Annotated in this window: 20 protein-coding genes; 11 read left to right on the plus strand and 9 right to left on the minus strand. The window is 61.9% G+C overall.

Annotated elements, in window-relative coordinates; genetic code table 11:
• Positions 1-17: 17 nt before the first annotated feature.
• Both MF268_RS20420 and MF268_RS20425 read right to left on the minus strand, forming a co-directional pair.
• A complete protein-coding gene (locus MF268_RS20420; RefSeq protein ID WP_238372711.1) occupies positions 18-1,184 on the minus strand; it encodes an acyl-CoA dehydrogenase family protein in 1,167 nt (388 codons plus the stop codon).
• A 30-nt stretch (positions 1,185-1,214) separates the two neighbouring features.
• Positions 1,215-2,423, minus strand: a complete 1,209-nt coding sequence (locus tag MF268_RS20425; protein WP_238372712.1) for a CaiB/BaiF CoA transferase family protein — start codon at positions 2,421-2,423, stop codon at positions 1,215-1,217.
• Between the two features lie 161 nt (positions 2,424-2,584).
• Between MF268_RS20425 and MF268_RS20430 the strand changes: the two genes are divergently transcribed.
• From MF268_RS20430 to MF268_RS20455, 6 genes are read left to right on the plus strand one after another with little or no spacing between them, the layout of a single operon-like run.
• A complete protein-coding gene (locus MF268_RS20430; protein WP_238372713.1) occupies positions 2,585-4,000 on the plus strand; it encodes an acetate--CoA ligase family protein in 1,416 nt (471 codons plus the stop codon).
• Entirely contained in the window at positions 3,997-4,668 is a 672-nt protein-coding gene (locus MF268_RS20435) for an acetate--CoA ligase family protein (RefSeq protein ID WP_238372714.1), read from the plus strand. The genes MF268_RS20430 and MF268_RS20435 overlap by 4 nt, the downstream gene beginning before the upstream one ends.
• A 59-nt stretch (positions 4,669-4,727) precedes the next feature.
• Positions 4,728-5,165 (plus strand): MaoC/PaaZ C-terminal domain-containing protein, encoded by a 438-nt coding sequence (locus MF268_RS20440; RefSeq protein ID WP_238372715.1) that lies wholly within the window; start codon positions 4,728-4,730, stop codon positions 5,163-5,165.
• Positions 5,162-6,304, plus strand: a complete 1,143-nt coding sequence (locus MF268_RS20445) for an acyl-CoA dehydrogenase family protein (protein WP_238372716.1) — start codon at positions 5,162-5,164, stop codon at positions 6,302-6,304. Before MF268_RS20440 ends, MF268_RS20445 begins: the two co-directional genes overlap by 4 nt.
• A 46-nt stretch (positions 6,305-6,350) precedes the next feature.
• Positions 6,351-7,523 carry an acetyl-CoA acetyltransferase gene (locus MF268_RS20450; protein ID WP_238372717.1) on the plus strand — a complete coding sequence of 391 codons (1,173 nt, stop codon included), beginning with the start codon at positions 6,351-6,353 and terminating at the stop codon, positions 7,521-7,523.
• Between the two features lie 4 nt (positions 7,524-7,527).
• Positions 7,528-7,932: a Zn-ribbon domain-containing OB-fold protein gene (locus MF268_RS20455; protein ID WP_238372718.1), complete on the plus strand. Its 405-nt coding sequence runs from the start codon at positions 7,528-7,530 to the stop codon at positions 7,930-7,932.
• Positions 7,933-8,015: 83 nt separating this feature from the next.
• Here the strand turns inward: MF268_RS20455 and MF268_RS20460 are convergent, their stop codons facing one another.
• From MF268_RS20460 to MF268_RS20480, 5 genes are all read right to left on the minus strand, one after another.
• Positions 8,016-9,959: a TRAP transporter permease gene (locus MF268_RS20460; RefSeq protein WP_238372719.1), complete on the minus strand. Its 1,944-nt coding sequence runs from the start codon at positions 9,957-9,959 to the stop codon at positions 8,016-8,018.
• A gap of 88 nt (positions 9,960-10,047) precedes the next feature.
• A complete protein-coding gene (locus tag MF268_RS20465; protein WP_238372720.1) occupies positions 10,048-11,019 on the minus strand; it encodes a TAXI family TRAP transporter solute-binding subunit in 972 nt (323 codons plus the stop codon).
• A 45-nt stretch (positions 11,020-11,064) separates the two neighbouring features.
• A complete protein-coding gene (locus tag MF268_RS20470; protein WP_238372721.1) occupies positions 11,065-11,832 on the minus strand; it encodes a CoA-transferase in 768 nt (255 codons plus the stop codon).
• The gene (locus MF268_RS20475; RefSeq protein ID WP_238372722.1) at positions 11,829-12,767 is read right to left on the minus strand and encodes a CoA transferase subunit A; all 939 of its coding nucleotides are present in this window, start codon (positions 12,765-12,767) and stop codon (positions 11,829-11,831) included. Before MF268_RS20475 ends, MF268_RS20470 begins: the two co-directional genes overlap by 4 nt.
• Before the next feature lie 167 nt (positions 12,768-12,934).
• On the minus strand, positions 12,935-14,362 hold the full coding sequence (locus MF268_RS20480; protein ID WP_238372723.1) for a hypothetical protein: 1,428 nt from the start codon (positions 14,360-14,362) through the stop codon (positions 12,935-12,937).
• Between the two features lie 533 nt (positions 14,363-14,895).
• On the opposite strand from MF268_RS20480, the gene MF268_RS20485 reads away from it, so the two are divergent.
• The 3 genes from MF268_RS20485 to MF268_RS20495 are packed head-to-tail and all read left to right on the plus strand — an operon-like array spanning position 14,896 to position 18,529.
• Positions 14,896-16,326 carry an MmgE/PrpD family protein gene (locus MF268_RS20485; RefSeq protein ID WP_238372724.1) on the plus strand — a complete coding sequence of 477 codons (1,431 nt, stop codon included), beginning with the start codon at positions 14,896-14,898 and terminating at the stop codon, positions 16,324-16,326.
• Positions 16,326-17,384, plus strand: a complete 1,059-nt coding sequence (locus MF268_RS20490) for an acyl-CoA dehydrogenase family protein (RefSeq protein ID WP_238372725.1) — start codon at positions 16,326-16,328, stop codon at positions 17,382-17,384. The genes MF268_RS20485 and MF268_RS20490 overlap by 1 nt, the downstream gene beginning before the upstream one ends.
• Positions 17,381-18,529: an acyl-CoA dehydrogenase family protein gene (locus MF268_RS20495; RefSeq protein WP_238372726.1), complete on the plus strand. Its 1,149-nt coding sequence runs from the start codon at positions 17,381-17,383 to the stop codon at positions 18,527-18,529. The genes MF268_RS20490 and MF268_RS20495 overlap by 4 nt, the downstream gene beginning before the upstream one ends.
• 40 nt (positions 18,530-18,569) lie before the next feature.
• Here the strand turns inward: MF268_RS20495 and MF268_RS20500 are convergent, their stop codons facing one another.
• Complete coding sequence (locus MF268_RS20500; protein ID WP_238372727.1) at positions 18,570-19,391, minus strand: IclR family transcriptional regulator; 822 nt, start codon at positions 19,389-19,391, stop codon at positions 18,570-18,572.
• Positions 19,392-19,425: 34 nt separating this feature from the next.
• Positions 19,426-19,908, minus strand: coding sequence for a MaoC family dehydratase (locus MF268_RS20505; protein ID WP_273545121.1), 483 nt, complete (start codon positions 19,906-19,908; stop codon positions 19,426-19,428).
• Between the two features lie 320 nt (positions 19,909-20,228).
• Here MF268_RS20505 and MF268_RS20510 point away from each other — a divergent pair, with 320 nt between their 5' ends.
• Both MF268_RS20510 and MF268_RS20515 read left to right on the plus strand, forming a co-directional pair.
• A complete protein-coding gene (locus tag MF268_RS20510; RefSeq protein WP_238372729.1) occupies positions 20,229-21,341 on the plus strand; it encodes an acyl-CoA dehydrogenase family protein in 1,113 nt (370 codons plus the stop codon).
• Between the two features lie 16 nt (positions 21,342-21,357).
• Positions 21,358-22,584, plus strand: coding sequence for an acyl-CoA dehydrogenase family protein (locus MF268_RS20515; RefSeq protein ID WP_238372730.1), 1,227 nt, complete (start codon positions 21,358-21,360; stop codon positions 22,582-22,584).
• Positions 22,585-22,610: the final 26 nt, after the last annotated feature.

Below are 22,610 nucleotides of genomic sequence, written 5' to 3' on the forward strand. Positions count from 1 at the left end.
CCTTTGATTCTTTCGTATTAGTAGGATTTTGGCAGGCCGAGCGCATGTTCCGCGATGAACGAAAGCACCAGTTGCGGGGTCACCGGCGCGATGCGGAACAGAATGGCCTCCCGAACCAGGCGCTCGACATGGTATTCCTTGGCATATCCAAATCCGCCGAACGTCAGCTGCGCGGTCTGCGTCGCCTTCACCGCCGCCTCGGCGGCCAGATATTTGCTTGCGTTGGCTTCATTTCCGCAGGGCTTGCCAGCGTCGTAGAGCGCGCCTGCGTTCATCGCCATCAAGTTGGCCGCCTCCAGTTCCGCCCAGCTGACCGCCAAGGGGTGCTGTACACCCTGGTTCTGACCGATCGGCCTGCCAAAAACGACACGCTCGTTGGCGTAATCCGCGGCGCGCCGAAGCGCATTGCGCCCGATTCCGACCGCTTCGGCGGCAACCAGAACCCGTTCGGGGTTCAGCCCGTGCAGGATCTGGCGAAATCCCTGGCCTTCTTCGCCGATCAGATCCTCGGCCGGGATCGGAAGCCCGTCGATGAACAACTCGTTCGAGTCGACGCACTTGCGGCCCATCTTTTCGATCTCGCGCACGGTAACGAACGTGCGGTCCAGATCAGTGTAAAAAAGGCTTAAACCTTCGGTCGGTTTCTTGACGTCCTCAAGCGGGGTCGTGCGCGCCAGCAGCAGGATCTTGTCGGCCTCCTGGGCGGTCGAAATCCAGACTTTCTGGCCATGCACTACGTAACGGTCCCCCTGGCGCACGGCGCGTGTTTTCAGCTTTGTGGTGTCCAGGCCGGTTGTCGGTTCGGTCACCCCGAAACACGCACGCTCATCGCCGGCAACCAAAGGCGGAAGGTATTTCTTCTTCTGGTCATCGGTGCCAAATTTCACGACCGGGTTCAGGCCGAAGATGTTCATGTGGATCGCCGAGGCGGCGCTGTTGCCGCCGCCGGATTCTGCAATGGCCTGCATCATGATCGCAGCATCGACGATGCCAAGACCGGCGCCACCGTATTCTTCGGGAATGGCAATCCCCAGCCAGCCATCGCGGGCGAGCTTTTGATGCAACTCTCGCGGGAAACCGCCTTCGCGATCGCGGGTTAGCCAGAATTCGTCATCGAATTCTTCGCAAATCCGCAGGACCGCATCGCGGATTCCCTGCTGCTCGGATGTCATCTGATAAGTCATGAATTTCTCCTCAAGTCTTGCAGACCCGGCTCAGCGGCCCGGTTCGACCACAGTGCCTTTTTCGATAAGCTGGTCGATTTGCCCGATGTCGTACGCGAGCTCTTGTAAAATCGACCGGGTGTCGGCGCCCAGTTCGCCGCGCCCAAGCCAGCGCAGCCGCCCCGGCGTCTTGTCCAGCTTTGGCAACGGCCCTACGACCTTGGTGTCGTCGCCATCCACACCGACAATATTCCCCCGGGCTTCGATCTGAGGATCGGCCAGGATATCATCAACGTCATAGACCATCGCTGCCACCGCATCGTGGGCGTCAAAGATGTCGATTGCCTCCTTCGCGTCATGCTCGGCAACGAATGCCCCGAGCCGGTCGACGATTTCGTCCATATGCTCTGCAAAACCGTCGAGGCTCTGGAACTGCGGCTGTTCCGCCCATGTCTTGCCACCTGCCGCCTCCAGCAGGCGCCGCCCGGTTGCCGCACTGCCCGCGCTGACGGTGATCCATTTTCCGTCCCGGGCACGGAACACCCCCGCCGGGGCGTAGGAATTCGGGGCCTGAAGTCCATTTCGGTCAACCGGCAGTCCCGCGCCGGTGCGCGTGGGCACGTGGTAGTCGATCAAACGCAAGAGCGGCTCAAAAATGGCCAAGTCTACCACCTGTCCCCGGGCACTGCCGTTTCGCACCGCATGCAGCGCCATCATCGTGCCGTAGGCCGCCATGAGACCGGTGGTCGAATCCGCCGCAGGGAAACCGGGATGCATCGGTGCATTGTCAGCAAAGCCCGTGATGTGGGCCAGACCGCTCATGGCTTCACCGGCCCGACCGAAACCAGGCCAAGAGGCGCGCGGCCCCGTCTGGCCGTAACCCGAGATCCGCACGATCACCAGATCGGGGTTCCAGTCATGCAAGACCTCTGGTGCCAACCCTGCTCTTTCCAGAACGCCGGGGCGAAAGTTCTCGATGAGTACATGGGCGTTTTCGACCAGTCGGCGCAGAATGGCGCGACCGTCTTCACTCTTCCAGTCCAGCGCCATCAGACGTTTGTTTCGTGCCAGGGTCTTCCACCAGACGCCCACGCCATCGCTGGCGCGCGCGCTCAGCACCCGTAGCATGTCACCCTGCCCCGGACGCTCGATCTTGACCACGTCGGCTCCAAAATCGGACAGCAATGCGCCGCACATCGGTGCAGCGATCACATGCCCCAGTTCAATCACCCTGACATCGCTCAGTGGTCCATTATCCATTTTCACGCATCTGCCTCGTTTGCGAAAATTCTCTACGTCAAGCCCTAGTTTTCGGTTCTGACAGCCACAGTCTGGCCGGAACAGAAATCCATTGCGAGAATAATCGAACAGCCGTTAGATCGTCGAACGAGCCGACTTTTTTTTACTTGACGGAGGAAAGTATGCCAGAGCCAAACACGAATCAAATGGCGGCAGGCCGGCCCACGGTTGCCGAAGCACTGGACGGGTTGTTCAATCCTCGCACCATCGCGGTAGTGGGCGCGTCCCGCACCAAGGGCAAGTTGGGGCAGGCCGTGATGGCTCTGCTGAAGAGCAACGGTTACAGCGGCACGATTATCCCCGTGAACCCTTCGGGTGGCGAGATCGAAGGCCTTGCTGCCGTGCGCAGTCTGGAAGAGATCGACAGCCCGATCGACGTGGTTGTGCTGGCAACGCCGGTCGGGGTCGCACTCGGCGCTCTGGAAGCCTGCACTCGGCTCGATGTAAGGGTCGTGGTCGGGGTCACCTCGGGCTTTTCGGAAGCCGGGGAAGAAGGGCATGAGAACGAGGAGCGATTGCGCCGGATCATGCAAGACGCGCCCTTTCGATTGGTGGGGCCGAACTGCGAAGGCGTGGTGCGCCCCGCGTCGGACCTGCAACTGACCTTCAGCCCGATGTTCAACGATCTTCACCCTGGTCCCGTGGCGATGATTTCCCAGTCCGGCGCGCTTGCAGGCCTTATGGCGTTGCGCTTGGGCGAACGCGGCGTGGGCATCAACGCCATCGTCTCCAGCGGCAACGAGACCGACCTAACCGCAGCGGATCTGCTCGATTATCTGGGCAACGACCCCCAGACGCGGGTGGTTCTCTGCTACGTCGAGGAACTGCGCGACGGACGCCGCTTTGCTGAAGCGGCCCAACGACTGACAAAGGCAGGGAAGCACGTTGTCGCGGTCAAGGGCGGGCGCAGCCGCGCCGGGTCACGCGCGGTCCAGTCGCATACCGGCGCCATGGCCGGGGACAACCGGGTGATCAGCGCGGTCTTTCGCGAAACCGGTGTGATTCGCGCCCGTGAATCCGTCGCCGCTGTCGATGCCGTGACGGCTCTCGCCGCGGGCCGGCGACCTGCCGGAAACAGGGTCGGGATCATTTCTGTCACCGGCGGGCTCGGGGTCGAAATGACCGACCTGGCCGAAAGCGCGGGTTTCGAGATTCCGGTGCTGGATGAAACGACGCAGACAGCACTGTCGCGCTACGTGCCCTTCTACGGTTCGGTGACAAACCCGGTCGATCTGACCGGCGTGGTTCTGGCGAATCCCACCTATGTAGGTCGCTGCCTGGAGGCCATTGCCGCCGATCCAGGGGTCGATATTGCCATCGCAATTATCACATTCGTGCCGGATCAGCAGTTCATTGAGGGCATGGCCGAGGCGTACGACAGCACTGACAAGCCGATCCTGATCGTCTGGACCGGCTCGGCGCGCAGCAATGCCTCGGGTGAGGCGCTGCGCGAACGGGCTGTCCCTGTCTATGATTCGCCCGCACGGGCGGCATCGGGCCTCGCCGCACTGGCCGCCACGACAGGAGAAGTGACATGACTCCCAGGGAAACACTGGAAAACTGGCAGCGTGCCGGGCGCAAGGTAGTCCACGAGGCCGATGCGAAGGATCTTCTGCAACGGATCGGGGTGCCGGTGCCCCAACGTGACCCTGCCCACGGGCGTTGTGTCGCAAAGCTGTGTCACGATGACTATCCGCATAAATCCGATCATGGGCTCGTCCGATTGGGTCTTTCCCCCGACGAGGCGAAACAGGCCGCTGCCGATATGGCGGAGCGATTTGCGGGCGGGACAGCGCTGATCGAGGAGATGGAAGAAGGGTCCGTGGCCGAATGGATCATCGGCTGCAAGCGTGACGACACGTTTGGTCCGATCGTTCTGGCCGGCCCAGGCGGCATTCTTGTGGAACTGATTGATGCAGCCGAAATCAGGCTTGCGCCCGCAACGCCGCAAAGCGCCGAGGCCATGGTACGATCGGGTCCGGGGGCGCGGTTGCTGGGAGGATTGCGCGGCGCGGAACCGGCCGACAAAGATGCCCTGGCAGACCTGATTTCACGCATATCTGTTTTCTTTTCCGAGAACGCCGATCTGATCTCGGAAATCGAAATCAACCCTGTGATGGTTCGGGCGGACGGGAAGGGGTTGGTCGCCGCCGATGCCTTGATCGTTTTGTCACCCGAAGCAGACGAACAGGAGAATTTCACGTGATACGTCACCCTTTCGGAGAGTTGTCACTCGGCCAGACCGGCATTTCGAGCGGACGGACGATGACCGAAACCGATGTCGTCAATTTCTGCATGTTGACCGGGAACTGGCTGGAACTGCACTCCAACGTCGAGCACGCCCAAACCTCTCTCTACGGCCAGCGCCTGGTTCAGGGCAGCCTCGTGTTCTCGATCGTCAATGCGATGATCCCCTTCGACAGCTCTGTGCTGGCCGCTTTCTATGGCTGTGACAAGCTGCGCTTTTTGCGACCCACTTTCATCAACGACACCCTTTGGGCCCGGGCCGAAATCATCAATCTGAAGGACCATGATGAAAAGCACGGAGTCGTGACCAGCAAACTGGAAGGCATCAACCAGCGGGACGAAACGGTCCTGCGCTGCGAGTTCAGCCTTCTGATCCGCAAGTCGCGCCTGGATCGCCCCGGAGAGCCGGCCAAAGTCCGTGCGGCGCACGACAAGACACAAGGAGAGAGTGCATGAACTTTCTGACACCAGAGCAAGAGATGTGGCGCGCGACCGTCGAGCGTTTCGTCGACGAAGAGATCGGCCGCGATTATATCCGCAATTGCGACCGCGAGCGCGAATACCCCTACGAAGCCTATGAAAAAGTGGCCAAGCAGGGCTGGCTTGGCATTCTGTTTTCAGAAGAGAGCGGCGGTCTTGGTGGTGACATCATGGACTATGCCCTGATGTGCGAGGGGTTGGCCAAATACGGCTTTGACTTCTCGACCGGCCTGATGGTGGCAACGTTCACCGCGATGAATGTCGAGAAATTCGGCACGCTCGAACAGAAAGAGCGGTACATCCAGCCTTTCCTCGATGGCGACATCCGCTTTTCTATATCGATTTCCGAACCGGGCGCCGGGTCGGATGCGGCTTCGACAAAGACCCGCGCGCGGCGCGACGGCAACGGCTGGGTGGTCAACGGGCAGAAACTGTGGTGCTCGGGCGCTGCGGCGGACAACGCAATCCTTGCAATGCTGACCCGGACCGACCCGGACGCGCCCAAGCACAAGGGGCTTTCGGTTTTCCTGATCCCCAACGACACCGAAGGGCTGGACATCCGCAAGCTGCCGACCATGGCGCGCCGCGCGACCGGCACCACCGAGATTTTCGTGGATGACGTGAAACTGCCGGCCGATGCGCTGCTGGGCACGGAAAACGATGGCTGGAAGATCATCACCGACCATCTGGAACTGGAACGCGTGGCCGTTGCCGCCGCCTATGTGGGCAATGCCCAGACAGCGGTAGACGATGCCCTGCGCTACGCCCATGAACGGATTCAGTTCGACAAGCCGATCTTCGACTTTCAGGTGATCCGCCACATGCTGGCCGACATGCAAACCCAAGTCGATGCCGCCCGGCTGTTGGTTTATCGCGCCGCTAGCCTGGCCGCAGCCAAGACGCCCTGCATGCGAGAAGTCTCAATGGCGAAACTCTATGCCTCCGAGACGCTGCAGACGGTGACGCGCAACGGAATGCAAATCCTGGGCGGCCACTCGATGCTGCCCGAAGCGGATATGGAGCGCTATTTCCGCGAAGGGATGCAAAGCACCATCGGCGGCGGGACCTCGCAGATTCAGCGCACGCTCATCGCCAAGACCATGCGCCCGGGCTGACCGTTCGGACCATATCGCGACAGCCCGTCAAGAAGGAGAAAAGCATATGAAAAACGGACGAGATCCGGTGATCGTCGGCATTGCCGACGCGCCATTGAAGGACGGCAAATTCGTCACTAACGCTTCGGTCCTTGGTCATGCCGCATTGGTGGCAAAAGCCGCCGTCGAAGAAGCCGGACTGAAACTGAGCGATGTCGACGGTCTTTTGACCGCCGGCATGTGGGGGATACCGGGACCCGGCCAACTGGCCACGGTGACGCTGGGCGAATATCTCAACATCATGCCGACATTCGTCGATGGCACGAATATTGGCGGTTCGGCTTTCGAGGCCCATGTGGCACACGCCGCCATGGCCCTTCGCGAAGGCTATTGCGAGGTTGCGCTGATCGTCTACAGCTCGGACCAAAAGTCCCTGCGCAGCCGTAACCTGGGTGGTCGGCCGTCGGTCCTGTCCATGCAACATGAAACACCCTACGGAATGCCCACGCCTGTGGGCGGCTATGCGATGGCCGCACAGCGTCACATGCATGAATACGGCACCACGTCCGAGAACCTGGCCGAAATCGCAGTCGCGACGCGGAAATGGGCACAGTTGAACCCCGAGGCGACGCGGCGCGATCCGCTGTCCATCGACGACGTGCTGTCCAGCACGATGATCTCAGAGCCGCTGCATCTGCTCGATTGCTGTCTCGTCACCGACGGGGCCGGTGCCATCGTCATTACCACCGCCGAACGCGCCAGGGACCTCAAATCCAAACCCGTCGCGGTCAAGGGCTATGGCGAGGCGCATACCCATTGGGCTATCGGCGAAATGCCGGACCTTGCCCGCCTGCTTCCCGCACAAAAGGCCGGGGAACGCGCGATGAAAATGGCCGGGGTGAGCCATTCGGATATCGACGTGGTCGAGATCTATGACAGCTTTACCATCACTGTTCTGCTCTCGCTCGAGGCTCTGGGCTTCTGCAAGATCGGCGAGGGCGGCGATTTCGTGTCGGGCCAGCGCACGGCACCGGGCGGGAGGTTCCCGATGAACACCAGTGGCGGCGGCCTCTCGGCGCTGCATCCGGGCATGTTCGGTATGTTCCTGCTGATCGAGGCCGTCCGGCAACTTCGCGGCGATTGCGGCGAGCGCCAGGTCAAGGGCGCCGAGATCGCTTTGGTGCATGGTACCGGGGGCACGCTGTCCTCTGGTGCGACCGTGATTTTGCAGAAGGACTGAACCAATGAGCACTGAAGAACCGCTTCCGGTGATCGACCATGACAGCGCCCCCTATTGGGAGGCCGCGCGCGAGGGCCGTCTCGACATCCCGCTTTGCGGCGATTGCGGCAAACATCATTTCTATCCCCGCTCTGTCTGCCCGTATTGCCATTCCGACAAGCTCGGCTTCGATACCGTAAGCGGACGTGGCGAGGTGCATACCTTCACCATTGCGCGCCGCCCGGCAGGGCCGACTTTCGCGGATGATGTGCCATATGTGGTTGCGTTGATCGAGCTGGAGGAAGGCCCCCGAATGATGAGCCGGATCCAGACCGACGATCCCGAAAAGGTTCATATCGGGGCCAAGGTAGAGGTGACCTTCGTCAAGGCAACCGACGAAGTTACCTTTCCCTACTTCAAAATAATCTGAGGCCGGAGGCATCGCCCCCTCGGGTTCGGATGTCGAAGGGCCGTCGCAGAGTTTATCTGCGGCGGCTCTTCGCTTTTCGGGGGTCACCCGGCGCGGCCGGGTTGCGGCGCTCCTTGCAGAAACCGCCACGCTAAAAGCCCGGCCAGCGCCAGCCCGCCAAGAATGTCAGCCGTCGGCGCGGCATAAAACAGCAAGGCCGCCGCCGACAGGAACAGCAACCGGCCGAGGGCCGGCACCTTTCCACGAAACCAGCCGCTCGTGCCAACGCTGACGGCAAAAACCGCCGCGCAGGCCACACCCATGTCCAGAAGGATTTGGCCCGCTGTGCCTTGGCCCATGATGCCCGGTCGGAAGACAAAGAGAAATGGCACCACATAGATCGCTCCGGCCAGCATCAGCGCGCGCCCCGCCACCCGCCAGAAATTGGCCCCCGCCAGGGCGGCGGCCGCATAGACACTGGCGCAGACTGGTGGCGTGATGGCTGACAGGATCGCATAGTAGAAGACGAAGAGATGAGCGGTCAGTTCGGGCAGGCCAAGCCGTACGAGGCTCGGCGCTGCAATCGCCGCTGCCAGCACGTAGGAGGCAGTCGTCGGAACATCCATGCCCAGCAGGATCGCCAGTACAGCCGCCAGCAACAAGGCCACGATCAGCCCCTGACCCGACACGGAAAACAACAGGTTCGAGACCTTGACCCCGGCACCCGTCGCCGTCAGAACCTTGACGACGATGGCGGCGCAGGCCAGCAGCGCCGCGATCATCACCAACGCCCGCCCTGCTTCGACCATCCCTTCATAGATGTCGCGCGCCAGCTTGGCCCAGCAGGCCAGCACACCCTGTTCTCTGCCGTCGCGCGAGAATGGTCGCACCACCACGCAGGTCAAAACCAGCATGATGATCGCACCTGCACCCGCATAGCTCGGCGTGTAGCCGTTGAACAGGAAATAGACCATCGCCGCGATGGGAAGAAACAGCGGGATCGACTTGTCAAGCGCGAGGAATTCCGCCCGTTCGGGCATTTCGCTCTTCGGTGTCGGTTGCAGCCCTGTGCGGCGCGCATAGAGATCCACCCCGAGCCATACGGCAAGATAGTATAGAAATGCCGGACCGATCGCCGCGATGACAATTTCGGTATAGGGGATGTTCAGGAACTCGGCCATGATGAAGGCCGCTGCCCCCATCACCGGCGGCGTTAGCTGGCCTGCGGACGAGGCAACGGCCTCGACCGCCCCTGCAAAGGCCGGCGGATAGCGCAGCCGCTTCATCGTGGGAATGGTGATCGAGCCGGTCGCCATGACATTGGCCACTGCCGAGCCGGTAACCGTCCCGAACATCGCCGAAGACAGGGCGCAGACCTTTGCCGGACCGCCAAAAGAGCGCCCCGCGACCCATGTGGCCATTTTCATGAAGGCATCCGTCGCCCCGGTTGACAGCAACAGCGCCCCCAGAAGCACATAGATCACGATAACCCGCGCCCCGATATCCGCGAGGTAGCCAAAGAGTCCGGTGGTCGAACTGTAGAAAGTCTCGACGGCCGTGCGTGCCGACACGCGCGGCGGGCGCCATGCGCCTTCGAGCAGGTCATAACCGAAATAGAAATAGATCACGGTGCAAAGCGCCAGAAGCGGCAGGAACCAGCCGATCACCCGGCGCGCCGCCTCAAGGGTCAGCAGGACAGCCACCAGACCGGCCGCCTTGTCGAGCGGCCCATAGCGCACCATGATATCCGAAAAGCGATCCCGGTTCAGGATCACATAGAGGCAAACCGCAAAAGCCAGCAGGCCGAGCGTGATGTCCACTGCCCGCTCAAGTCCGCTTCGCGCGCCGGAGCGCGAGGCCCGCGCCGCATAAAGAAAGAACGCGCCGCCGATTCCGAAACCGATAAAAATCGGTCGCTGAACCAGCGGTTCGAACTGCCCGAACAGGGCATTGTAGAAATGCAGCGCGACGAATGCTGCGAACAATAGGCCAAGCGCCTGCCCTCCGCGCCGTTCCCAATAGGGTATTGCGGCCATTGTCTGCGTCATGTTCTCTCCGATATCGGCAGCGGCGGGGTGCCCGGAGCACCTCCGCCTGGTCAGTTTGCGCGACCGTCGTGACAGCCTGCGATTCTGGTCAGCTGCCGGCGGCCTCTCTCCAGTAACGCTCCGCACCCGGATGATAGGTGACACCCGCCTCCATTGTGGCAACAGCATCGGCGGCGATGTCGTAGTCGGCCAGTTGCGGCCAGGCTTCGGCCAGCAGGTTCATGTTCTGGTGGATGCTGCGGGCGATGTCATAGGCGTTCTGCTCATCCATGACACCGATGCGGGTCAGGAAGAACACGTTGAGCTTCGGAACCCGCATTTCTTCGGAGCCAGGAATAAGCCCTGCGGGAAGAGTCGTGAAACCGACGCCCTCCATATCCTCTGTCGCCGCTTTCTCCTGCTCTTCGGAGAAGCCGATCAAGCGCATTGCGGTGCTGGTCATCAACTCCTGCAGGGTCGCATCCACAGAGTCCGCGGCCCCGTATTTGCTGTAACCGACGAGTTGGCGGTTCTTGATACCTTCCACTGCGTCACCGACAGCACCATGCACCAGGTCCGCGTTGATATCGAACATCGACAGAACATTGGTCGTCAGCGTCTCGGCGGCCGATCCGCGGATGCCGGGATTGAACTTCCTCCCGTCCAATTCTTCAAGCGTGGTCACACCCGATTCTTCGGTGACCGCGATCAGCAGAATCGAGGCGCTGTAGGGGTAAAGCGCAACCGTATCTGGGATGGCGTTCCCTTCGAACTTGCCGGTCCCGTTCCTGGCGGAAATCAGGATGTCGGTGGTGGCAAGACCAAGGTCGATTTCGTCGCGCGCCAACCGCAGCACATTGTCCACGCTGGCCCCCGTTTCGATCACGCTGACGTTGGTGTCTTCCATACCGGTCTCGATCGCCTTGCTCATCGCAACCGAAATGGTGAAATGGCTCGATGTCGGGCTGGTCGTGCCCATCGTGAGATCCTTGGCGGATGCAGCGCCGCCAAGGGCAATGGCACCCACGGCAACAAGAATACCGAGTGCAGCCCGGTATCCGGTCAATTTGCGTTGGAACATTTTATCCTCCCGTTTTTGACTTCAAAATAACGTCAGCCCGGCCGCCTAAGCACGCAGGGCCCCCGATGTGTCGATCCGCTCTCTCAGAACGCGCAGTTCTTCCTCCGTTGGTGGCCGCGTCTGAGGCACCTCGCCCCTGATCGCCAGATCGAACCCCGTGTGACGCTGGACCTCTTCGGTCGTATTGCCCGGATGCACCGATTTCAGTCGCATTCGCAGCGTCGTGTCGTCGAAATCCATAACCGCTCGCGGTGTCACCGCCAGACGCGGTCCTTCATTGACCAGCCCGGCGTCACGTTTCGCGGCAGGCCCGGACAGATGTCCGGGTATCGTGATGAAATCGACCGTTTCCACAAAGTTTCGCGCGGTATGCACGGTGGGGCAGATGTAGAACCGCGTGGAGGTGTGGCAGTAGGACAGGTTGGCCGCCCCCGGTCCGCGCATCTTGGGTGCGTGCAGCGTCCCGCCGACGTGGTGCAGGTTGATGTTGCCGTAAGCATCGTGCTGCAAGCCGCTGTGAAAGAAAAAATCCAACCCGTGATGGCTGTGGCCGAACAACTCGATGAAGGTCTCTGCGGCCTCGCAGCGGCCGAGCGCGCGATCGTCCAGCATCGACGGATACAGGCGCCCCGTCTCGGGGTTGAAGAACATCTCGCCGCCGACCGTCAGGTTCGGTGCGTGCAGTTCGCGGGCCAGCGCGATGGCCGCCATCGGCACCAACGCGGCAGCACCCGCCGCACCCAGTTCGCCGTCTGCCAAATCGCGGGCCAGTACGACGACCATCTGTTCAAGTGGGGAAACCGCTGCACTCATCCGTTCCGGGCCTCGGCTTCGAGACGGGCAAAATGCGCGGTTCCCCCCACCGCTTCGATGTAGTCCTCCTGGCTTTTCGGTCCGGTCACATGGCGGGCCATATAAGCGTCCAGCCCCGTGCCGTCGCCGGTCCGGGCGGCATCGCCCAGATCGGCGTAGGCATCGATATGTTCCTCGTCCATCGCATAGTTGGGAAAGCTCGCCGTCGGGTGCGCGCCATAGGGTACTTCGACCACGGCATCGACATAATGAGACGGCACGGTGACCCGCGAAGGATCGTCCAGAACGACCTCCTCCGGGACGATCCTGTCGACGCTGGCAATGATCATGTCAGATGCGCGCGCCATCAGCTGATCGGCGTAGACCATTGTGCTGAGATGGCGAAGGTTCCCCCAACGGTCGGCTTCCTGCGCGTGCAGGAACGTCACTCTGGGCCGGATCGGCCCGACGGCGTGAATGCGGCGACCGGAGAATGGGCAGTCAATCTCGCGCAAGAGCGGGTTGTGTTTCAGAACGTCCGATCCGCGCAGCGCGTCGATTGGCTGGAATGGCACGCCATGTGCCGACGCCATCAGCCCGCCCACCACGGTCAGCGCATCCAGCGCATGGGCGGTCACCTGCCCTGCTTCGACCGCGCGCCGGAAATTGGGGCAAAGCCGGTTCTCCAGCGTAACACCGGGAATGAAAACCTGCGCGACGGCCCCTGACGCGATCATCAGGTCGATGTCAAACCCCGCGCCCGGCGAGGAATACACATGCAGGCCATCCGCGCCCACGGCCAGCAATGCGCGCACCAGCGCGATCGGGCGGCTTTGCTTGAACAGACCGCCGAGGCACAACTCGGGACGTTCTTCCAAAGCTCCTCGTGCCAGACGCGCTGCGTCTTGCAGGCTTGTGACCTTGCTGCGACGTGTGGGTTTCGCTTGGCCATCCATCGTTGGGCTTGCCACTCCTATACTGATTTCCGCAGATCACTCAAGATTTGCGCTTGTCCATCCTAGTCGACGGCACGCGATCCATCACCTTCCGGCTGGCGCAAAGTCTGATCGAACACATATGTGGGAATGCTTGCGCCCGGATCCTGACAGGGAATTGAGACCGGTCAGAACCACCCTGCCGCGACACCGCCGCCAACGATGAGCGTGATGAGGAGGATGCTCGCAACACCGAAAATTCCGTTCCACCGCAAACCGATGGTCAGCGGCCGCTCTCCCACGATGGAAGAGGTATAGACCACGGCCGTGATGGCCGGCCCCATGCAGATGATGCTGCTCCAGCCGCCCGCCAGCGCAAGGCCCAGAGCAAGCGGCGACAAACCATCCACGCCGACGCGGTTGACCACTTCTGCCAGCAGGACCACCGAGATCATCGGGTGCACGCCCAGAAGCCCCGTCAGGAACACCGTCATGATCAATAACACAACTGTCGTGACCGGTCGCGCGGCAATCCAGCCGAGATGGTCGGCAACCCATTCAACCGGCGCAACTTCCAGTGCGACAAGACCGATGAACCCCGCCGAGGCGATGACGCTCATCTCGGTCGCGAAACCCGGTGCCTGGGCCACGAACCGGCGCGACATACCGGTGAGGTTGCCACTGCCGCTGCGCAGAACCGACCAGAGCAGCGCATAGATCGGAACGATGGTGATCAGGACGGTCTGGAAACTGTACTGGGTCAACCTGTCCAGCGTCACAACGGCGGCTCCCAGAAAAAGGACATGTCCGGCCACGATCAGGACTGCCCAGCGGCTCCAGCCAGGCAAGTCACCCGACAGGGCCGGTGCCCGGCCGCGCGCCGAGGGCGGGCGCCACCATTCCACCGTGTCGAACAGCCATCCCAGAAGAAACAGCACCCCGGCCAGCGCAATCCCGTAGGGGGCCAGGGCCGCCCATTCGAGCCCCGGAATCGTGAGAATCATCAGATTGAGAGCGATCCCGAACGGCGTCCAGAAAGCGATCGAGGAAAACCCCCGCATACAGGCGCTTACCATCCTGCGCTTGCGGGCCTGGAACACGAATTCGTCCATCTCATGCCGATGCGCCGCCAGCCCTTTCATGATGATCTCCAGCATCACACCAAGCCCGCCAAGGTTCAGAAGCACGCCGAACAGATGTCCGCCCGCACCCAGAGAGGCGTAACGGCGGGTCGGCGGCTGCAGCGTCAGGAATTCACCGGCGACCTCGACAATCGGGTCCTGGGTGGCCGCGATGCGCAGGAATGCGACAGCCGTCAGCAGCGCGGACAGGAACACGACACGCCCCGCCGCCTGAACGAAGATGCCGGTGTCGATGCCATCGGCCAGCGCCAGAAGGGCAATCGCGAGGGAAAAGAAAAGCAGCACCCATCCGACGCGGGCGATATAGCGGGAGGCAATAACGAGATAGATTCCGAAGAACGGCACGGCGGCAATGGACGCGACGCTGGAGGAGAAGACACCTTGCACGATGGCAGCGCCGAGACAAGTCAGCAGACAGATGGCGGTAATCCCGTTGCGCTTGCCGGAACGTTTCAGGGGCTCGACGGGCGGCATCTGCCCCCCCTTTCCCGAAGGCGTCCGTTATGTCTGTGACACAACGGCAGATGCGGTCGCTCATGGTACGATGGCGGAAATGCGATGCCGACAATTTCCCCTTCACAAGCAGGGACACGCGCAAGGAAACGCGCAAGGACACACAAGGCACTCATCTTATCGGCACAGGGACGGCGAGCCCGGATTTCCGGCAGAACCGACCCCCGTGTTTCCGGGTCTCCGAGGATACATCGGCAGGCGAACAATAAGACAACGACGCCTCGAAATGTCTCTTCGCACTTGCGTGCTTGTCTTCCCGACTTTTCACGCCGATACCCTCAGCCACGTTTGTTCTTCTTTCCGAAGCTTTGTCGGTCACGGCCTACGCCCGATCCGGCATGGATATGGGGGAAGGATGAACACCCAGAATGCCCAATGGCCGCAAAGATCACAACGCGAGTATCTGCTCCAACACATATGTGCGACAGAGAGGGGCCGAGAGTTGATATCGTCCTGCTTGATGAGGCAGTGTACAGTGTCAGAGAAGGAAAAGGATGATCAGCGATTTCACCACCCGTTTGACGCGGTTCGTCGCCACGCCGCACCGGCTCAGCGATGCCGACGCCCAGCAGGCCGCGCTTTGCGTTGAGGATACCATGGCCGTCATCTATGGTGGGTGGCATGAACCGGTGGTTCGCCGACTGGCCGCGCTCGACGAGGGCGGGCCGACAGTCCCAGCGGGAGCCGCCGAAGGCGGCAGCCCCGAACAGGCCGCGTTCCTCAACGCGGTCGCCGGTCATGCGCTCGATTTCGACGATGTCCACACGGTCAGCGTCACCCATCCCAGTGTTGTAATCGTACCGGCGCTGCTGGCCGTCGCGGATGCACGGCCGGAGTCGGCCAGCCGCATCGCCCCCGCGCTTGCGGTCGGAACAGCAGTCAATGTCGCGCTCGGTCAAATCCTGGGTTTCGGTCACTACAACAAGGGCTGGCACGCAACATCGACCATCGGGGTTCTGGCATCGGCGGCAGCGGTCGCGCATCAGCTTGGGCTCGACGACGATGCGGTCAGCAACGCCCTGTCCCTGGCTGCGTCGCTGGCCGGGGGGATGCAGATCAATTTCGGCGCCATGGCGAAACCGATCCAAGCCGGAAACGCCGCCCTTGTCGGACTGCGCGCTGCCCGGATGGCCGAGGCCGAAATCACAGGAGCCCCCGATATATTCGCAGCGCGCGGCTTCTTCGATCTCTATGCTGGCGCGGACGGGCTTGCGGCCGACCCCGCAGAGGTGGAACCTCGGATCGATCTGGGCACGGTGTCCCGCAAGCTGTATCCCTGCTGCTACCTCACCCACAGGATGATCGCCGCAGGGCGGCATCTTTACGCCGAACGCGGCGGCAACGCGGTGCCGGAAGGATCAGTGATCGAAATGACGGTGCCTGAAAACGTCATGGTCCCGTTGCATGTCACCGACCCCAAGGATGGAATGCAAGCCAAGTTCTGCGCCGCCTATACGCTCGCCGTGGCCCTGCATCAGGGCCAGGTCGGGCTGGTGGATTTCGAGGGGGACAGCCCCCATCGCCCCGCGGTTCGCCGGCTTATGGACATGGTCAGTATCCAAACCACACCGGAAGCGGGGCGGGATCACGTCGGCGTGGACCGTGGCGCGGTCCATGTCCGACTGCGCAAAGGGAACGTAACCCTGGCCGAAACCTCGGTCGCGGCGCACCCCGGTTCGCCCTCGGATCCGGCGACGCCTGCAGCGATCGGGGACAAGATTGCCGATTGTCTCGGGAAATATCGCAGGGACGGGGGCGTGCCGCCCGCTGCCAGGGCGTTCCGCCGGGATCTGCGCACGCGGCTGCATCTTCCAGGGTTGCAAGAGCCGACGGCCCCCGACGGACAAGCAGCCTATACGCGGCAGGACAGACCAGAGCATGGCACGTCCGCTGCCAATCAAGCACCGTCTGAAAGGACCGTCTGATGGACTCGATGATCCATGACATGGCCGAACGTCTGTTCCGCGACCATGTCACCCACCGCCTGCGCGAAGACGCCGCCTCCGGGCAATTCCCCGAGGCTCTCTGGATGCGGATCGAGGAAGCTGGACTAGCCATGGCGCTGGTGCCCGAGGCCGCAGGCGGGTTCGGCGTGCTCCCCGGCGAGGCGCTTGGGCTCGTGCGCATCGCCGGGGCGCATGGCCTGCCCCTGCCGCTGGCAGAAACCCTGATCGCCAACGCGGTACTGGCGGGCGCGAATCTGGCCCTTCCCGGCGGCAGGCTGACCATTGCCGAGGGCGAGGCGCTGCGGCTGGAACGGCGCGGCGAGAAGATCCACGCGAGCGGGCATCTGGCACTGGTGCCCTTTGCCCGCTGGGCGAACCGGATCGTGACCAACGCCGTCCTGGACGGCGCCGATCACGTCCTGTCCTTGCCGGTGAAGGAACTGGCCCTGGACCCGGCGCAGGATCTTGCCGGGATGCCACGCGACGATGCCGAGGTCGATCTTGCGCTGACAGAGGCCGATGTCGGCGTCGTATCGCGGCCTGTTGAGGGGATGCGCGCGCTCGGCGCACTGATCCGCAGTCTGGCCATCGCCGGCGCGATGGAGACCATTCTGGAGATGAGCGTTCAGTACGCCAACGACCGGGTGCAGTTCGGGCGGCCCATCGGCAAGTTTCAGACGATCCAGCACTATCTTGCGACCATGGCCGGAGAAACCGCTGCCTCGCGCACTGCCGCCGAGATGGCCGCAAGCAGCTATGATACACCAGCCTTTGCACTGACCGTTGCCGCTGCCAAGGCCCGCGCCGGGGAAGCGGTGGAGAAAGTCGGGGCATTGGCCCATCAGATCCATGGGGCACTCGGTTACACCCAGGAACATTCGCTTCACCATTTCACCAAGCGGATCTGGGGCTGGCGTGACGAGTTCGGCACCGAGCTTGACTGGACCGGGGAATTGGGGCGGGCCGCCCTGTCGAGCCCGCACGACACCTTCTGGCATTTCATCACCGACAGCGCTGTACAAGGAGCGCCAGCATGAGCCTCACAGCGTTTCCGCCCCCCCCGTCCTGCACCGACTATGACGACCTCCGGCAAGAGGTCCGCGCGTTCCTGGCCGAGGAACTGGCCGATTTCCCGCCCGAAAAACGCGCGGAGTCGTGGAATGGGTTCAGCCGCGACTTTTCACGAAAGCTGGCACGGCGCGGCTGGGTCGGCATGACCTTTCCCAAGGAATTCGGCGGCCACGCGCGCAGTGCACTGGAGCGCTATGTCGTGTCCGAAGAGCTGCTGGCCGCCGGTGCGCCGGTGATTTCACACTGGATCGCAGATCGACAGAGCGGCCCGCTCATACTGGCCAAGGGCACCGATGAACAGAAACGCCGGATCGTACCACGGATCGCCGCGGGCGAGCTTTGTTTCTGCATCGGGATGAGCGAACCGGATTCCGGCTCGGACCTTGCGGCCACGCGCACGGTTGCCACCGAGGTTGACGGGGGGTTCCGGATCAACGGCACCAAGGTCTGGACGACCTATGCGCATGTCGCCGACTACATGATCCTGTTCTGCCGCACCGGCAAGAGCGACGATCGCCACGGCGGGATGAGCCAGTTTCTCGTCGATCTCAAGGCCACCGACCACATCTCGATCAGCCCGATCATCGACCTGGGTGGCGAGCATCATTTCAACCAGGTGGTGTTCGACAATACCTTTCTGCCGTCCGATGCGCTGCTGGGCGAGAAGGGCGAAGGCTGGTCGCAGGTCATGAGTGAACTGGCCTTCGAGCGCAGCGGCCCCGAGCGGTTCCTGTCGTCCTTTGCCCTGATCGAGGAACTGATCCGATTGCTGCGTGAAGACGCAACCGAAGCGCAGCAGGCCGAGATCGGCCGTCTGTCCGCGCATCTGATGGTGCTGCGTCAGATGTCGCGTTCTGTGGCCGGAATGCTGAACGAAGGAAAGAACCCGTCACTTCAGGCCGCCATCGTCAAGGACCTTGGTGCGCTCTTTGAACAGGACATTCCGCGACTGGCCCGCAGTCTTGTCACGCGCCCGGCAGTGCCTGGCGGGCGCGACAGTTATGCGGCAGTTCTGGCGTATACCGAACTTGCGGTGCCCTCGTTTTCACTTCGCGGGGGCACCCGCGAAATTCTTCGCGGCATCATCGCGCGGGGCCTGGGGCTGAGGTGAGACCGACCGTGCTGACACAACAGGGGCGCTCTGCAAGCAACTAGTGCAGGGCGGTTTCGTCAACAACCCCGGAACGATGGCCAAGTGCTCTGGAAAGCCGATCCGCTGCAGTCTTGGCTGCCGCCACATACTGTTTTCTGTTTCGTTTGGCGCGTTCCACAGGGGCACCAATGACCAAAGCCCCTGCCAGATTTCCGTCCGCGCGAAAGACGGGAACCCCGAAACCCGCAGCATCAACATGCGCCGTACCGACCGTGCTGGCATAACCGGATCTGCGAATCTCGGAAATTATCCCGCGCAGTTCATTTTCGTCGGTGATGGAATTGGGTGTGAGAGACTTCAATTCGGTGCACTGAAAGTAGGCGTCCTGTTCCTGCGGCGTGTCAAAGGCCAACATGACCAGCCCTGATGCCGAACAATACAATGGCCGGTTGATCCCCTGCTGGGCCACGTACCGTACAGGCTGGGGGCTTTCGATGACCGACGAGTAAACGACATTTTCGCCGTCCCGGACAGCAAACAGGATGGTTTCTCCGGTCTGGTTGACTACATCGTTCATAACCCCGCGCAGGACCGATTCGAACGGGTGGTTGGTCAGGATCGACTGGGCGAACTGAAAAATTCTCGGGCCCAGAAAGTAATTGTCTTTCTCGCGCATCAGGTACCCCTTCTCGGTGAGAGGGCGAAGAAGCACCAGCAAACTGCTTTTGGGGCAACCAATCGCGTTGCTGAGCTCCGAAAGAGACATGTGCCGTTTGCTGTACGCCAACAGGTCGAAAAGCGCGAGGATACGTGTCAGAGACCGGGGCGCGCCTGATGTGTCTCCGGCGGCTTCAGCTCGGTCAGATCGCGCGGTTTTCATAATCGTGTCTCCAGTGCCGCTATCCGGAACAGGCCTATGCCTTTCCCGGCTCAGTATCCGTCGTGCGTGCCTTGATCATCCGCAACGGCGTATACTCCAATACCTGTTCTCCAGTTTGCTTGAACACCTTGTTTCGCGTCCGCACCAGTCCTCGGTTCGGCCGGCTCTTCGACCGGCGCGATTCGATTACCTCGACTTCACAATGGATGGTGTCCCCCGCGAACGTGGGTCCCATGACCTTAAGTTCCATGTCCAGAAAGGCAAAGCCCGTATGTTGCATTGTGGATTGGGTCAAGAGCCCTTCCATGAAAGTATAGACCAGCGCACCGGGCGCGGCGAAACCGGGAATATTGGATTCCTTCTCCCGGAAGTCACGATTGATGAACAAGACCTCAAGCATGCCGGTGACGCTGACAAAATTCGTGATGTCGGTTTCGGTCACGGTGCGACCAATGGTCCGAAACCTGCGCCCGACCGGTAAATCTTCGTGGCAAAATCCGAGTCCTACAGTTTCCATTCCGCACAATTCCCTTGATCAGTTCGATTTTCTGAGAGGGTTCGGCCACACCTGTCCTGCGCCCGGAACACGCCCCGGTTTCTCAAGGTTAGGCGGCAAGCTCGGCAGCAATCAATCGACCGCCTCGTTTTTTACGGCTTTCACGCCGATTGAGCACATTCTTGATGAATCACATCCTTCGCTCCAAGGACCGCTTTTTCGGCACCACAGCACATATGTGGTTTCGCGCGGCTGGTGCCGGATAGCGTTTGGGACATACCGAACGCTGAACTACCCTTTCGTGAGTGGGCACCCAATGCCATGATCCGAAGGGGACCAGCATGAATTTCGGTTTTTCCGACGAACAGGATGCCATACGCGACACGCTGGCACGAATGCTGAGCGATCACGCCACTCTCGCGGTGGTGCATGACTGTCTTGAGACTGCCGAAGGGTTCGATTCCGCAACATGGGCCGCCTTGGCGGGCGGCGGATGGCTGGGTCTTGCGATTGCCGAAGACTACGGGGGTTCGGCGATGGGGGCGGTCGAGCTGGCCATTGTCGCCGAAGAGATTGGCCGCAGCCTGGCCGCCGTACCCTTTGCCCCGGTTCTTGGCCTGGCGACCCCGGCGATTCAGGACTTGGGCACGCAAAGTCAAAAAGAAAAGCTGTTGCCGGGCATCGCCGAAGGCCGCCTGATCGTCGCCACCGCGCTTGCCGAGGATGGAGGGTCTGCACCGGAAAGGGTCTCGGCAAAAGTGGTGCAGGATCGCCTTTCTGGACGCAAATCACCGGTTTTGTTTGCAGCCGATGCGTCATTTGCATTGGTCGCTGCGCTGGACGAAGGCGGCACCGTGCGCCTTTACCTGGCGGATCTTTCCGATCCTTCAGTGTCGATCAATCCGCATGATGCGATCGACCGGACGCGTCCGGCAGCCGAAATCGTCTTTCACGGTGCGCCGGTTGAATTGCTTCCCGGTTCCGATCCCGCGGCGATCCGGACCCTTCTGGACGGCGCCGCAGTGCTGGCTGCCTTCGAACAGATCGGTCTGGCCGAACGCGCGCTTTCCCTGACCAGAGACTATGCCTGTGAGCGGCAGGCATTCGGACGCCAGATCGGCAGTTTTCAGGCGGTCAAACACCGGCTCGCGGACATGTTCGCCAAGATCGAACTGGCACGGTCCAATGCCTTTTTCGGTGCGTGGGCGCTGGCGAGCGGGGATAACCGACTGGCCGAAGCCGCGGCGGTGGCGCGCCTCTCCGCACTCGATGCAGTGCAATTCACCACCGAGGAATCGGTGCAACTTCACGGTGGGATCGGATTCACCTGGGCCGCCGACCCGCACTTGTTTCTGCGGCGCGGCTGGCAATTGAAGGCCGAACTCGGCCCCGCCGATCTTTGGCGCGAACGGTTGCTTTGCGATCTGGCGAACGGACCAGCGGCCGCTAACTGACAAGGACATTGAACGAATGGATTTCAGCGATAGCCCAGAAGAAGCCGCATTCCGCGCCAAAGCGAGCGACTGGCTGGATGCCAACGCGACTCGCCGCGATGGCAGCGAAAAGGCACAGGATCATTTCATGGCGCGCGACGCCGACGAAGTTGCCCGTGCGCGCGACTGGCAGTCGCGAAAGGCCGATGCTGGCTGGGCGGGGCTGACATGGCCCCGCGCGTTCGGCGGTCGTGACGCCACCCCGATCGAGCAGGTGATCTGGAATCAGGAGGAAGGACGCTATGCCGTACCGCCCAACGTCTTTCTGATCGGGATTGGGCTGGTCGGGCCTACGGTCATGATTCACGGCACCGATGACCAGAAAACCACATTCCTGCCCCGTGCCCTCACGGGCGAAGACATCTGGTGCCAGCTGTTTTCCGAACCCGCAGCCGGGTCCGATTTGGCCGGTATCCGCACCCGTGCGCGCCGCGAAGGCGACGAATGGGTGATTTCCGGTCAGAAGGTGTGGACCTCGGGGGCACATTATTCCACCCACGGCATCCTGTTGGCGCGCACAGATCCACAGGTGCCCAAGCACAAGGGAATGACCATGTTCCTTGTGCACATGTCCGACCCGGCCATCGAAACCCGTCCCATTCGCCAGATTTCTGGCAGCTCCAGCTTCAACGAAGTGTTTATCGACGACCTGCGCGTGCCGGACAGCGCCCGCCTGGGCGGCGAATCCGAAGGGTGGAAGGTAGCGCTGACCACACTCATGAATGAACGGTTCAGCATTTCCGTCGGCCGGGCCAGTGGCGGCGCACGGGCCGAGGAATTGATCGATCTGGCCACCCGTGTCGAACGGAACGGCCGCCCGGCCTTCGAGGACGGCGAAGTGCGCGCACGCATTGCCGATTTTATCGCACGGCAACGCGGGCTGGAATTCACCTCCTACCGGGTCATGACATCGCTGTCGCGCGGCGATGCGCCGGGTGAAGAGGGCTCGATCGGAAAACTGCTGCTGGGCAAGCTGCGGCAGGAAATGGGCGCTTTCGGGATGGAACTGGCCGGAACTGCGGCCGGTATATCGGCCAAATCTGGAGATGACGTGGCGCGCTGGCGAAACGAATACCTGACCGCGCCGGGCAACCGGATTGCCGGAGGATCGGACGAGATCCAGCGCACGATCATCGGCGAACGTATTCTCGGACTGCCGCCCGAAATACGCATCGACAAGGATGTCGCGTTTTCAGAGCTTTGATCTGACAGGGAGACGTCCGGGACCAA

The organism is Heliomarina baculiformis (assembly GCF_019966545.1).
GTDB lineage: Bacteria > Pseudomonadota > Alphaproteobacteria > Rhodobacterales > Rhodobacteraceae > Heliomarina > Heliomarina baculiformis.